This window comes from Acidisoma sp. S159, from assembly GCF_009766125.1.
Lineage (GTDB): Bacteria > Pseudomonadota > Alphaproteobacteria > Acetobacterales > Acetobacteraceae > Acidisoma.
Window position 1 is genome coordinate 109,441 of record NZ_LMUG01000104.1, and the last position, 351, is coordinate 109,791.

Sequence of the window (351 nt, forward strand, 5' to 3'; positions counted from 1 at the left end):
CTACCAGGAAATGCACGCCAAGCTCGCGTTTCACGGCCTGGATGTCGATGGACTGGTCCTTGAGCGGAAGGTGGAGATCGCCGAGGCAACTGCTATCGTTTGCCAACGAGACAGGTCGGTGATGAGGTCCTCGGTAATGCCATCGGTGAAATACTCGTGCTCGCGATCCGAAGACATGCTGACGAATGGCAGGACGGCGATGGAAACCTTGGCTTGTTTGGCAAGGTGCGAAAATCATGTCCCACCATAAAACTTTCGCTCCTTCTCGGGTGAGGGCGTTCCTCTTCGAGCAAGGGCTATTTATCCCAAGGTGCTCCGCTGGATATGGGGTTGATGGCAGTGACGCCGGCG